Here is a 13,149-nt window from a genome sequence, read left to right as displayed (position 1 = left end):
CGGGGCAGCGGGACCCTGCGGGGCACCGGGTGCGCCGGGCGGCGCGGGCGGGTTGCCGCCGGGGCGCGCGGGGGCGCCCGCCATGGCGCTGGGGTCGGCCAGCATCGTGGCGGCGTAGTGCCGGTTCCCTCCGGGGGCATCGGGGCTCTGCGGGGCAGCGGGCGGCTGCGGGGCGCCGGGGGCGGCTGTGGCCTGGGGGGCGTTGGGGTTGCCGGGAATCGGCGGGGGGCCGGGGACGCCGGGGGGTGTCGGGCCACCGGTGCCCTGCGGGGCGTTGGGGGCCGGCGGGTTGCCCGGGACGCCGGGCGGCTGCGGAGGGCTGGGCATGCCGGGGACCGGGGGGTTGCCGACGCCCTGCGCGGTGCCGGGTACGCCGGGGGGCACCGGACCGCCGCTGCTGTGCGGGTTGCCGGGAGCAGCCGGGGTACCGGGCATGTGCGGGGCGTTGGGGGCACCAGGGGCCGCCGGAGCGCCGGGGAAGCCAGGGCCCTGCGGGGTGTTGGGCGCGCCGGAAACCGAGGGACCGCCCATGCTCTGCGGACCACCCGGCATGCCCGGAGCCACCGGGCCGCCGCTCTGCGCGGCACCAGGAGCACCGGGGACCGACGGGTCACCGCTGCCCGGAGAGCCCGCCGAACCGCCCGGCCCCTGCGGGGCACCCGGGGTCAGCGGACCGCCGTTGCCCTGCGGGGCGTTGGCCGCACCAAGGCCTACCGGGGCACCCGGCACGCCGTTGCCCTGCGGGGCGTTGGGGACGCCCGGGGCACCGGCCATGCCAGGGGCCAGGCCGCCCGACGTGCCGGTGGCCCCGGGGCCACCGGGGACCGCCGGAGCACCGGGCATCTGCGAGGCATTGGCCGCCCCACCAGGAACCGACGGATCACCCACGCCCTGCGAGGCGTTGGGCACATCCGGGCCCGACGGGGCGCCCGGCACGCCCGGAATCCCCAGGCCACCGGGGGCACCCGGAACCGCCGGACCGCCAGGCCCCTGCGGGGCACCCGGGGTCAGCGGACCGCCGTTGCCCTGCGGGCCGTTGGCCGCACCAAGACCTGCCGGGCCACCCGGCACGCCGGGAGCAACCGAACCACCGGTGCTCTGCGGGCCACCGGACATGCCGGGAGCCGCCGGGCCACCGAGGCTCTGCGGGCCACCAGAAGCGCCCACGCCCTGCGGGGCACTGGGCATTCCGGACCCCATCGGGTTGCCGGGCGCCTGCAAGCCCCCGGGAACACCAGGAGCCGCCGGGCCACCTGGCATGCCAGGCGTCTGCGGCGCACCGGGCCCACCCGAAGGCGACGGGGTACCGGCACCCCCCGGCACGCCCGCGCTCCCGGAGCCACCGGCCCCACCCGGAACACCAGGGGCCGCCGGGCCACCGGCACCCATGGCCCCCGGAACCTGCGGAGCATCCGGCAGCGCCGGAGCGATTGCCGTGGCCGGCAATGCGCTGCCCCGCGGCATCAGTTCCGTCTTCGCGTCCGGACGGACACCCGGCGGCGGCGTGTCGTCGGCGTCCGAGCCCGACAGCGCCGGTGTCAGCACCGTCGCCGGCAGGCCCACCGAGCGGTCGTCGTCCGCGTCGGCGTCCGCCCAAGCGGCCGTCCCGACAGCGGATTTGTCCACGTCCTCCCAGGACGTGACCACTCCGGCACCGTCACCGTGCCCCGCCGGAGACACCGCAGCACCATCACGGTCCCCCGCCGGAGGCGCCCCGGCACCGTCACCGTCCCCCGCCGGAGGCGCCCCGGCACCGTCACCCGCCGAAGGCACCCCCGCCGGAGGCGAGGAAGTCGTCCTGCGGTCCGGGATGCCCATCGCATCCGCCGCCTCCTGCAGCCACTCCGGCGGCGACAGCAGGAACGACGTCGCCTCCAGGTCCAGCCGGCGCGGCGGTGCCGCGTCCGGGGCCGGTTCGTCCACGGGCACCGTTCCGTACTCCTCCTCGTAGCGGCGGATCACCTCGCCCACCGGCAGTGCCGGCCACAGCGTCGTCTCACCGCTGTCCCGGGCGATCACCAAGCGGGCTCCGCCGCCCGCAGGGCTGTCGGCCCAGGCCACGAAGCCCAGGTCGAATTCCCTCACCTGCACCTCGCGGTGGAGGTATCCGGGCACGTCGCCGTTGACCCAGCGCTCCGCCCGTTCCTGCGCCTGCGCGAACGTCACCATGCGCCGCTCACCCCTCCACCGGCACGGCGTACGCGAAGCCGCCGTCCACCATCAGGTTCGCCACCGTCTCCAGCTCCGGCGGTCCGCCGGCCAGCCGCATCAGGAAGGCGTCGAAGTCCTCGCCGCAGGGCAGGAGGAGCTTCTCCACCCGCTCCTGCACCGTCCAGCCGTCACGGTCCCGGGCGTCGTCGTACGCGCAGAACCACACCGAACCGACCGCCTCGCCCTTCACCTTGACGGTGAGGACGCCGCCCTGGACGAAGGCCACGCCCAGGTAGTCCTTGGTGACGTGGTCCCGCAGGCACTTGTTGATGTAGACGAGGTCGTTGACCGCCGCCTCGTCGCGCACCGTGAAGAACGGCTGGTCGATCAGCAGGCCCAGTTCCGCGTCCAGCGCCGCGCCCACGGGTGCACAGCCGCCCGCCGCCTTGAGGAAGGAGCGGTACGCGTCCGGCAGGCGGTAGCCGAGGTCCTCCTCGACGCCCTGGACCTGTTCCTCCGTCACCGCGAGCTCCCGCTGCGGCAGTGCGAAGTGCACGGGACGGGTCTCCTGCAGCGGGCGGGTGCCGCGCTTGTCCTGGTCCACCCGTGCCGTCGCCAGACCGCCGTGGTGCCGCAGCAGCGCCTTGACCTCCACGGGGACCAGCTCCAGGCGGCGCGTGCCCGCGACGTGGTGCCAGGTCCAGCCGTGCGGCGTGGCCACCGGCGGCAGGCTCGCCCAGAGCTCGTGACCGGCGGCGCAGAGCGCGGCGTTGGCCGACACGTAGTCGGTGAGCCGCAGCTCGTCGACGCCGAAACCCTCCGGCGGCTCCTCGATCTCGGCGGCCGCCCGGGCATACGGGGAGAAGTCCGGAAAACCGTTCTCGTCCACCCGGACGCCCTTGGGATGACGGGCGTGCCGGACCGGGTCCGGGAAGTGCACGACCTGCCCGGCATAGGCCGCGTTCGGTGGCGCGGCCTGCTGCCCGAGCCGACCTGAAGTCATGGCGGAAGCCCCCTACTGACTGCCTTGCTGATTGCCCTGCTGACTGTCTGTGTCCCTGGAGACCCGGCCTCCGGCCGAGCACACCTCGTGACCGACAAGCCTATGCGGTGCCGCAAGACGGGATCGCTCCGCTGTCCCGCACCCGCCCCGCGCCTATGCCGCCGACATCCCACCGGCGCTTGCAACCGCGTACACCGGCGCGGCGTGAATACGGACATGACCCCGTCGCACCCCCGCTCCACGGGCGACAACTCACGTCCCCTCAGCCATCACGCGGCACATCAGACGCACGCAACGCCGACCTGCCTTCCGCACCCGGCATCCCATTTGGCAGTCTGATCCCCGCAACAGGGGGATTGCACGGGAGGGAAGTACCACCATGCACACGACTCAGGACCGCCAGACCGAGGGCGGTACGCCCGGCGACCCCCGGCTCACCTGGAGTTCCACCGAGGACGCGGACAGACCGCCCGCGCTGCTGCACCGCCGTGACGGGATCCTGCCCGCGGTCGCCGCCGCGCTCTCCGTCCGCGGCGAGACCCTCACCTGCACCGGCGGCAAGGGCGACCAGCCGCCCCGGCTGCACCCTCTCGTCCAGGACTTTCTGGACACCCTCACCAGCGACCGCCGCGAGCGTTTCACCGGCCGCTGCCCGGAAGCGGTTCTGCTGACGCGCTTCCTCACCGGCTTCGAGGCCGGCCGCAGCAAACGCGCCTCCCGCAAACCCCTCACCCACGGCGAGGCCCGGCGGGCCCTCAAGCAGGCCAAGCTGACGGCCCGCCACATCCGCGAGGACGGTGACCCGCTGCACGGCGGCTACGTCCCGCCCTGCCGCTCCTGTACCGCGCTGCTGGCCCATTTCGGCGTACGCTCCGTCGATCCGGCCCCCTCGACCCATGGCAGGAACTGACCACCACACCATGCGCGCTTTCGACCGCACCGCCGCCACCCGTTTCCCCGTCGCCGTCGACGCGGCCCTGCGCGAGGCCGGGTGGCAGCCCGGGCGCTGGGACATCAAGGCCGCCGAGCAGTGGGCCGACGCCCTGCGCGCCCATGTCTCGCCCGCCGGGCACCGGCACACCGTCTTCCCCGCCGCCGTCGAGGCGTGGGCGGAGTTCGGCGGACTGCGCATCGCGGCCTCCGGGCCGGGGCGGCACATCGCGCCGACACCGTTCGAGGTCGACCCGATGCACGGGCTGCACCTGGCCCGGACCGTCGCCGACCTGGGCCGGGCACTGGGGGCGGACGTCTGCCCGCTGGGACAGGAGCTGGACGGGCAGGCACTGCTGGCCATCGACACGCATGGGCGCGTGTACGGGCTGGACCATGCCGGTGACTGGTATCTGGGGTCGGACATCGATCACGCGATCGGGACGCTGGTGACGGGGACGCGGCCGTCCCGCCTTTCGGCAGGGGCCCGCCAGGGGTAGCCCTGCGGGTGCGGGCCGGCTGTGGCCGATCGCGCCCACGCGGCGGAGCCGCAAATCGAAACGGCCCCGCGCCCCTTCGGAGCGCACCCCTACCCCGGTATCACCGCCGACACCCGGAAGCCCCCCGCATCCGTCGGGCCCGACACGAAGACGCCCCCCAGCGCCGCCACACGCTCCCGCATGCCGATCAGGCCGTTGCCGCCGCTGGGGAGGCCGGGGCCGGGGCCGTCCGACGGGCCGTTCTCGATCTGGAGGGCGACCTCCGCCTCCCGGTGCGCCACGCGCACCACCGCCTTGGCGCCCGGCGCGTGCTTGTGCACGTTCGTCAGCGCCTCCTGCACCACGCGGTACGCCGTGCTCTCGACCGGTGCCGTGTACGGGCGCTCCTCGCCCTCCAGGGACAGTTCCACGGCCATCCCGGCGGCCCGGGACTGCTCGACGAGGTCGGCGAGCTCCTCCAGCGAGGGGCCTGCCTCCGCGGCCTTGACCCGCGCCGACGCGGCGGCGGCCACGGCGGCCAGCCGTTCCGGTTCCGGAGCCGGTTCCACAGCCGGCGCCGTATCCGAAGCCGTCCGCAGGACACCCAGCATCGAACGCAGTTCCGTCAGCGCCTGCCGCCCCATGTCGCCGACCAGGGCCGCGTTGCGGGAGGCCTTCTCCGGGTCCTTGAGGGCCACCGCCTGCAGGGCCGCCGCGTGCACGACCATGAGCGACACCCGGTGGGCGACCACGTCGTGCATCTCGCGCGCGATGCGGGTGCGCTCCTCGTTGCGGGCCCACTCGGCCCGCTCCTCCGCGCGGTCGGCGAGCAGGGACAGTTCCCGCTCCAGGCCGTCGGCGCGTTCGCGCAGGCTCTCGACGAGGCGGCGGCGGGCACCGACGTACAGGCCCAGGAGCACCGGCGGCGCCGTCAGGCCGAGGGCCATCACCAGGGAGAAGACGAGCGTCACCCAGAAGCCGGGGCGGTAGGCGTCCTCCGGCATGTCGCGGTGGAAGCGCGCGAGGGTGACGATCAGCGTGCCCGCGAAGGAGGCGCCGGACAGGACGACGATGATGCGGCGCGGGACGTCCGAGGCCGCGAGGGTGTAGAGGCCGACGACGCCGAGCAGGAAGCCCATCTCGGCCGGGGTGATCGCGATGGAGACGAGCACCACCGCGACGGGCCAGCGCCGCCGCAGCAGCAGCGTGGCCCCCACGGGTATCCCCGCCAGGCCGACGAGCCCCGCCGGCAGTCCGGCCTCGTGGGCGAAGGAGACACCCTCCAGCATGCATTCGAGCGCCGACACCAGCGCCAGCACCACGTCCAGCGCCAGGCCGCGCCGGCGCTCCCACCACCACGGCCCCGCAGGCGCGCCCCGCGCGCCTGCGTCCGTGATTGCCCCCGTTGTGGTCATACCACCCAGACTACGGGCGGGTGCCACCGGTTTTCCCGGGGTGCGCAGCAGCACAAGCGCACATACCGTCGCGTCGGAGGGCGGCGGTACGGCATAGTGTGGGGTACCCGGCGGACAGGTTCCGACCAATGTCCGATTCGGGTGAGATTGCTATCCCCTGTGGTGTAATTGGCAACACTACGGTTTTTGGTGCCGTCTTTCCAGGTTCGAGTCCTGGCGGGGGAGCTCCCTTTCCGGCCCGTGTACGGGCCCTGACCAGGCAGTCGTTGCCGGGGCGCGTTTCGGCCGCAGGACTCACCGGTATCCTTCGGGTGTCCACCACTCGAAGTCAAAGGACACACCCGTGAGCGCCAACCGCCCGGCAGCCGTCGTCGTCCTCGCAGCGGGTGAGGGCACCCGCATGAAGTCGGCGACCCCCAAGGTCCTGCACACCCTCTGCGGCCGCTCCCTCGTCGGACACGTCGTCTCCGCCTCCCGCGAGCTGGACCCCGAGCACCTGGTCGTCATCGTCGGCCACGCCCGCGAGCAGGTCTCCGCGCACCTGGCCGAGATCGACCCGGGCGTCCGCACCGCCGTGCAGCACGAGCAGAACGGCACCGGCCACGCCGTGCGCATGGGCCTGGAGGAGCTCTCGGACAGCGGGATCGCCCTCGACGGCACCGTGGTCGTGGTCTGCGGCGACACCCCGCTGCTGACCGGGGACACGCTCAAGCGCCTCTCGGACACCCACGCCGCCGACGGCAACGCGGTCACGGTCCTCACGGCCGAGGTCCCCGACTCCACCGGCTACGGCCGCATCGTGCGCGACGCCGCGACCGGCGCCGTCACCGCGATCGTCGAGCACAAGGACGCCACCGACGAGCAGCGCGCCATCCGCGAGATCAACTCCGGTGTCTTCGCCTTCGACGCACAGCTGCTGACGGACGCGCTCGGCAAGGTCCGCACGGACAACAGCCAGGGCGAGGAGTACCTGACCGACGTCCTGGGCATCCTGCGCGAGGCCGGGCACCGGGTGGGCGCGGCCGTGGCCGGCGACCACCGGGAGATCCTGGGCATCAACAACCGCGTCCAGCTGGCCGAGGCCCGCAAGCTGCTCAACGAGCGCCTGCTGCACGCCGCGATGATGAGCGGTGTGACCGTCGTGGACCCGGCGACCACCTGGGTCGACGTCACCGTCACCTTCGAGCCCGACGCGCTCGTGCACCCCGGCACCCAGCTCCTCGGCGCCACCCACCTGGCCGCGGGCAGCGAGGTCGGCCCCAACACCCGCCTGAAGGACACGTCCGTGGGCGCCGGCGCCCGCGTCGACAACACGGTCGCCGACTCGGCGCGGATCGGCGAGGGCGCCTCCGTCGGCCCGTACGCCTACCTCCGCCCCGGAACGAACCTCGGCCCCAAGTCCAAGGCCGGGGCCTACGTCGAGATGAAGAACGCCGAGATCGGCGAGGGCACCAAGGTCCCGCATCTGTCGTACGTCGGCGACGCCACGATCGGCGAGTACACCAACATCGGTGCCGCCAGCGTGTTCGTGAACTACGACGGGGTGAACAAGCACCACACCACGATCGGCTCGCACTGCCGGACCGGATCGGACAACATGTTTGTGGCTCCTGTCACGATCGGGGACGGCGTCTACACGGCCGCCGGCTCGGTCATCACCAAGGACGTGCCCCCGGGCGCCCTGGCCGTCGCCCGCGGCCAGCAGCGCAATATCGAGGGCTGGGTGGCGCGCAAGCGCCCGGGAAGCGCCGCCGCAGACGCCGCTTCCGCCGCTCACCGCAAGACCGGCGGGGAGCAGTGACCGTGACACCGGGACGCCGTGCGGGGCGTACCGTGATAAGCGCACACAAGGCGACATCCAAGGAGATTGTGCTGTGACCGGGATCAAGACGACCGGCGAGAAGAAGCTCATGCTCTTCTCCGGCCGCGCCCACCCCGAGCTTGCCGAGGAGGTCGCGCACCAGCTGGGCGTCGGCCTGGTCCCGACCAAGGCATTCGACTTCGCCAACGGCGAGATCTACGTCCGCTTCCAGGAGTCCGCGCGCGGCGCCGACTGCTTCCTGATGCAGAGCCACACGGCTCCCATCAACAAGTGGGTCATGGAACAGCTGATCATGATCGACGCGCTGAAGCGGGCCTCGGCCCGCTCCATCACGGTGATCGTGCCGTTCTACGGCTACGCCCGGCAGGACAAGAAGCACCGCGGCCGTGAGCCCATCTCCGCCCGCCTGGTCGCCGACCTGTTCAAGACCGCGGGTGCCGACCGGATCCTCACGGTCGACCTGCACACCGACCAGATCCAGGGCTTCTTCGACGGCCCGGTGGACCACCTGTTCGCGCTGCCGATCCTCGCGGACTACGTGGGCGCCAAGGTCGACCGCGACAAGCTCACCGTCGTCTCCCCCGACGCCGGCCGCGTGCGCGTCGCCGACCGCTGGTGCGACCGTCTGGGCGCGCCGCTGGCGATCGTCCACAAGCGCCGCGACAAGGACGTCGCCAACCAGGTCACCGTCCACGAGGTCGTCGGTGACGTCGAGGGCCGCGTCTGCGTGCTCGTCGACGACATGATCGACACCGGTGGCACCATCTGCGCCGCCGCGGACGCCCTGTTCGCCCACGGTGCCGCGGACGTCATCGTCACCGCGACGCACGGCGTGCTCTCCGGCCCGGCCGCGGACCGTCTGAAGAACTCCAAGGTCAGCGAGTTCGTCTTCACCAACACGCTGCCCACGCCGAACGAGCTGGAGCTCGACAAGATCACGGTCCTGTCGATCGCCCCGACGATCGCGCGCGCCGTGCGCGAGGTGTTCGAGGACGGCTCGGTCACCAGCCTCTTCGACGAGCAGGCGTAACCGTTCTGCGCACGCGCTGATCGATTTCCGGGCGGCCTCCCCGCCGGGTACACTCCTCGAGTTGCTCGGCGAGGGAGGCCGCCCCCTTTGGTAAGGGTGTGCGGCGGTCCGTTATCGACGCGCTCTTCGTAGCAGGCCTGTCGTGGGCCGGGTGACCGCCCCGCACAGTTCAAGCCTCCGAGGAGTGCACCATGGCCGAGATCAAGCTCGCCGCCGCCGTCCGCACCGAGTTCGGCAAGGGTTCCGCCCGCCGTGACCGCCGCGCCAACCTGGTTCCCGCCGTCGTCTACGGCCACGGTGCCGAGCCGGTCCACGTCACGCTGCCCGGCCACGACCTGATGATGGCCCTCAAGACCCCGAACGTCCTGCTCTCCCTGGACATCGAGGGCCGCAACGAGCTGGTCATCCCCAAGCAGGTCCAGCGCGACGCGCTCAAGGGCTTCCTGGTCCACGTCGACCTGCTGGTCGTCAAGCGCGGCGAGAAGGTCACCGTCGAGGTTCCGGTCCACACCGAGGGCGAGCTGGCCCCCGGCGGCAACCTGCTCGAGCACACCCTGACCGCCCTGCCGGTCGAGGCCGAGGCCACCCACATCCCCGAGGCCGTCACCGTTTCCATCGCGGGCCTGGACGCCGGCGCCTCCGTCCTGGCCAAGGACATCGCCCTGCCGGCCGGTGTCGAGCTGGCCGTCGAGGCCGACGCCGTCGTGCTGCACGTCGTCGCCGGTAACGCCCCCGCCGCCGAGGCCGAGGGCACCGAGGCCTGAGCCTCGCCCCGATAGCACACCGCTGCCGCCGCCCCGCTCCGCTGGAGCGGGGCGGCGGTTCGCTATGAAGGAGACATGCAGATGACGGACGACTCCAGCGCCCCCTGGCTGATCGTGGGCCTCGGCAACCCCGGCCCCGAGTACGAGGGCAACCGCCACAACGTGGGCTTCATGGTCGCGGACCTGCTCGCGGAGCGGATGGGCGGCAAGTTCAAGGCGCACAAGGCACGGGCCCAGGTGGTCGAGGGCCGGCTCGGCACCCCCGGTGTCTCCAGCCGCCGCGTGGTGGTCGCCAAGCCGATGTCGTTCATGAATCTGTCGGGCGGCCCGACGGCCGCACTGCGCGACTTCTACAAGGTGCCGGTGGGGCATGTGATCGCCGTGCACGACGAACTGGACATCGACTACGGCACGCTGCGCCTGAAGCTGGGCGGCGGCGACAACGGCCACAACGGCCTCAAGTCCATCACCAAGGCCCTGGGCCCGGACTACTGCCGCGTCCGCTTCGGCATCGGCCGCCCGCCGGGCCGGATGCAGGTGGCGGACTTCGTCCTGAAGGACTTCTCGTCGACGGAGCGCAAGGACCTGGCCTACGAGGTGGACCGCGCCGCGGACGCGGTCGAGTCACTGATCGTGGACGGCCTGGAGCGGGCGCAGGGGACGTACAACTCGTAGGGGGCGCGCCCCAGTTGCCCGCACCCCGGCCCCGCGCCCCGTAAGGGGCGCTGGGGGCACCCCCAGCGGTAGCTGGGGGAGGAACTGCACGGGCAACCAGGGACGGCCCGCAGTTTCAGCCGGTGTTGCGCAACCCCGCCGCCACACCGTTGACGGTGAGGAGAAGCGCCCGCGCCAGCAACGGATCCGCCCCCTCGCCCCGCGCAGCGGCCTCCCGCTGCCGGTGCAACAGGCTCACCTGCAGATACGAGATCGGGTCCAGATACGCATCCCGGATGTGGAACGTCTGGCTCAACACCGGGCTCGCGTCGAGCAGTTCCCCCTCGCCCGTGACCCGCAGCACTTCCCTGACCGTCAGCTCGTGCTCCGCCTTGATGGTGTCGAAGACGTGCCGCAGCTCGTCCGGCACCAGCGTGTCCACGTAGTGCTGCGCGATGCGCAGGTCCGTCTTCGCCAGCGTCATCTCCACGTTGGAGAGGAAGTTGCGGAAGAAGTGCCAGTGCTCGTGCATCTCCTCCAGCACCGTGTCCAGCCCGGCCTCGCGGGCCGCCTTGAGGCCCGAGCCGACGCCGTACCAGCCGGGGACGATCTGGCGGGACTGCGTCCAGCCGAAGACCCACGGGATGGCCCGCAGGCCGTCGAGGCCCGCGCCGGAGTCGGGGCGGCGGGACGGGCGGGAGCCCAGGTGCAGTTCCGCGAGCTGGTCGACGGGGGTCGACGCGAAGAAGTACGCGGGCAGGTCCGGGTCCTCGACCAGGCGCCGGTACGCGTCGTGCGCCGCGTCCGAGACGGTGTCCATGGCCGCGTCCCAGCGCGCCAGCGCCTCGTCCGACTGGCGCGGCGCCGTGTGCAGGGCGGAGGCCTGCAGCGTGGCGGCGACGGTGAGTTCGAGGTTCTCCCGGGCCAGCGACGGGATGAGGTACTTGTCGGAGATGACCTCGCCCTGCTCGGTCACCTTGATCTCGCCCTCCAGCGTGCCCCACGGCTGCGCCAGGATCGCGTCGTGGGTGGGGCCGCCGCCGCGGCCGACCGTGCCGCCTCGGCCGTGGAAGAGCCGCAGCCGCACGCCGTAGCGGTGGGCAACGTCGCGGAGCCGGCGCTGGGCGCGGTGGATCTCCCACTGCGAGGTCGTGATGCCGCCGAACTTGGAGGAGTCGGAGTAGCCGAGCATGACCTCCTGGACGTCGCCGCGCAGCGAGACGAGCCGCCGGTAGGAGGGGTCGGCCAGCATCTCGTCCAGCAGCCGGTCGGCCTCCTTGAGCTCGTCCGTGGTCTCCAGCAGCGGCACGATGCCGATCTTCGCCCAGCCGGCGTGCAGGTCGACCAGCCCGGCCTCGCGGGCCAGGACGGCCGCGGCGAAGACGTCGTCGGCGCCCTGGCACATGGAGATGATGTACGACTCCACGACCTCGGGCCCGAAGCGCTCCAGCGCCTCGCGGATGGTGTGGAAGACGCCGAGCGTCTTCTGCCCGTCCGCGTCCAGCGGTGCCGGCATCGGGGCCAGCGGGCGCCGTGAGCGCAGCTCCTTGGCGAGCAGGCGGCGCCGGTAGTCGCGCGGCATGTCGGCGTAGCGCCAGGACTCCTCGCCGAGGCGGTCGAAGAGCTGGCCGAGCGCGTGGTGGTGGGCGTCCGCGTGCTCGCGGACGTCCATGGTGGCCAGGTGCAGCCCGAACGCGGCCAGGGTGCGGATGGCCCGCTCCAGTCGGCCGTCGGCGATCAGCCGGCCGCGGTGGGCGCGCAGCGAGTCCTGGATGAGCTGCAGGTCGGCGAGGAGTTCGCCGGTGCCCAGGTAGTCGCGGCCCTCCTCGTGCGGGGTGTTGCGGGCCAGCCGCTCGCGGGTGTTGACGAGCTTCTGGCGGATGCAGGTGGCCTTGAGCCGGTAGGGCTCCTCGGCGTTGAGCCGCTTGTAGCGGGGGCTGATCTCGGGCAGCAGCTCCAGGTCCCGCTGGAGCGAGGTGAGCAGCTCCTCGGTGGCGCCGCTGTTGCGGATGGAGTTCGACAGCGCGGCGCGCAGGACGTCCACCAGCTCCAGGGCGTCGGTGATGCCGTGCTCGTGCTGCAGTATCAGCACGTCCCAGGTCACCTCGGGGGTGACGTTGGGGTTGCCGTCGCGGTCGCCGCCGATCCAGGTGCCGAAGGTCAGCGAGCGGGTGCCGGCGGGCAGCTGCACGCCCACCCGGTCGAGCTCGGCGGCCAGGTCCTCCAGGACGTCGCCGACCGCGTTGGTGTGCAGCTCGTCCAGGTAGTAGATCGCGTTGCGGGCCTCGTCGGTGGGCTCCGGGCGGGCCACGCGCAGCTCGTCGGTCTGCCAGAGCAGGTCGATGGTCTCGGCCAGCCGCAGGTCCGTACGGCGCTTGTCGCCGGCGCCCGTGGCGGTCGCGTCCAGCAGCTCGGCGATGCGCCGCAGCTTGTTGAGCACGCTGCGGCGGGCGGCCTCGGTGGGGTGGGCGGTGAACACCGGCCGCACCTGCAGGTGCTGCACGGTCTGCGCCAGGTGCTCGGGGTCCGCATCCTTCAGCTGGTCCGCGGTACGGGCCAGGATCGAGCCCTCGGCGTCCCGCCGGGCCCGCAGCTCGCGGCCGCGGTGCACCTGCTCGGTGACATTCGCCAGATGGAAGTACGTGGAGAAGGCCCGCACGAGCCGGGCGGCCGTCTCCAGGTCGGTGGCGCCCAGCAGCTCGGCGGCGGCCTCGCCGTCCGTGCGGGTCAGGGCCCGTACCCGCTCGACCAGGTCGAGGAGTTCTTCACCCTCCTGGCGGACCAGCGTCTCTCCGAGGAGATCACCGAGACGGCGGATATCGGCCCGCAGGGCGGCATTGGTGTGGTCGGCACTGCTCACAGGTGCGGCTCCTTGCGAAGTTCTGAGCATCTGGAGGGGTG

The 13,149-nt window shown here is 72.8% G+C and carries 10 protein-coding genes and 1 tRNA gene; 7 read left to right on the top strand and 4 right to left on the bottom strand.

The genetic code is table 11. The features are described 5' to 3' along the window. Together HG542_RS35675 and HG542_RS15800 are read right to left on the bottom strand one after the other, a co-directional pair. A partial coding sequence (locus tag HG542_RS35675) for an SUKH-4 family immunity protein (protein WP_498063285.1) occupies positions 1–2,169 on the bottom strand: 2,169 nt, incomplete at its 3' end. Positions 2,170–2,176: 7 nt separating this feature from the next. After that, complete coding sequence (locus tag HG542_RS15800; RefSeq protein WP_171081859.1) at positions 2,177–3,154, bottom strand: SMI1/KNR4 family protein; 978 nt, start codon at positions 3,152–3,154, stop codon at positions 2,177–2,179. A gap of 379 nt (positions 3,155–3,533) precedes the next feature. On the opposite strand from HG542_RS15800, the gene HG542_RS15795 reads away from it, so the two are divergent. Then, positions 3,534–4,064 (top strand): YwqJ-related putative deaminase, encoded by a 531-nt coding sequence (locus tag HG542_RS15795; RefSeq protein ID WP_171081858.1) that lies wholly within the window; start codon positions 3,534–3,536, stop codon positions 4,062–4,064. Further along, positions 4,051–4,584: an SUKH-3 domain-containing protein gene (locus tag HG542_RS15790; protein ID WP_373313074.1), complete on the top strand. Its 534-nt coding sequence runs from the start codon at positions 4,051–4,053 to the stop codon at positions 4,582–4,584. Before HG542_RS15795 ends, HG542_RS15790 begins: the two co-directional genes overlap by 14 nt. Positions 4,585–4,673: 89 nt before the next feature. Here HG542_RS15790 and HG542_RS15785 read toward each other — a convergent pair whose 3' ends face one another. Continuing rightward, positions 4,674–5,978, bottom strand: coding sequence for a sensor histidine kinase (locus HG542_RS15785; protein WP_171081856.1), 1,305 nt, complete (start codon positions 5,976–5,978; stop codon positions 4,674–4,676). Between the two features lie 153 nt (positions 5,979–6,131). On the opposite strand from HG542_RS15785, the gene HG542_RS15780 reads away from it, so the two are divergent. The 5 genes from HG542_RS15780 (at position 6,132) to pth (ending at position 10,269) form a co-directional block, all read left to right on the top strand. Beyond that, a tRNA-Gln gene (locus HG542_RS15780) sits at positions 6,132–6,203 on the top strand. A 118-nt stretch (positions 6,204–6,321) separates the two neighbouring features. Continuing rightward, positions 6,322–7,779, top strand: a complete 1,458-nt coding sequence (glmU, locus tag HG542_RS15775) for a bifunctional UDP-N-acetylglucosamine diphosphorylase/glucosamine-1-phosphate N-acetyltransferase GlmU (RefSeq protein WP_171081853.1) — start codon at positions 6,322–6,324, stop codon at positions 7,777–7,779. Between the two features lie 73 nt (positions 7,780–7,852). Further along, on the top strand, positions 7,853–8,830 hold the full coding sequence (locus tag HG542_RS15770) for a ribose-phosphate diphosphokinase (RefSeq protein WP_171081852.1): 978 nt from the start codon (positions 7,853–7,855) through the stop codon (positions 8,828–8,830). A 191-nt stretch (positions 8,831–9,021) separates the two neighbouring features. After that, a complete protein-coding gene (locus tag HG542_RS15765; protein WP_171081850.1) occupies positions 9,022–9,594 on the top strand; it encodes a 50S ribosomal protein L25/general stress protein Ctc in 573 nt (190 codons plus the stop codon). 81 nt (positions 9,595–9,675) lie between these two features. Then, positions 9,676–10,269, top strand: a complete 594-nt coding sequence (gene pth / locus HG542_RS15760) for an aminoacyl-tRNA hydrolase (protein ID WP_171081848.1) — start codon at positions 9,676–9,678, stop codon at positions 10,267–10,269. A 115-nt stretch (positions 10,270–10,384) separates the two neighbouring features. Here pth and ppc read toward each other — a convergent pair whose 3' ends face one another. Beyond that, on the bottom strand, positions 10,385–13,108 hold the full coding sequence (gene ppc, locus HG542_RS15755) for a phosphoenolpyruvate carboxylase (RefSeq protein ID WP_171081845.1): 2,724 nt from the start codon (positions 13,106–13,108) through the stop codon (positions 10,385–10,387). Positions 13,109–13,149 lie beyond the last annotated feature (41 nt).

Origin of the sequence: Streptomyces morookaense (genome assembly GCF_013030945.1) — a bacterium.
Classification (GTDB): domain Bacteria; phylum Actinomycetota; class Actinomycetes; order Streptomycetales; family Streptomycetaceae; genus Streptomyces; species Streptomyces morookaensis.
This window is presented reverse-complemented; position numbering and strand designations above follow the sequence as displayed.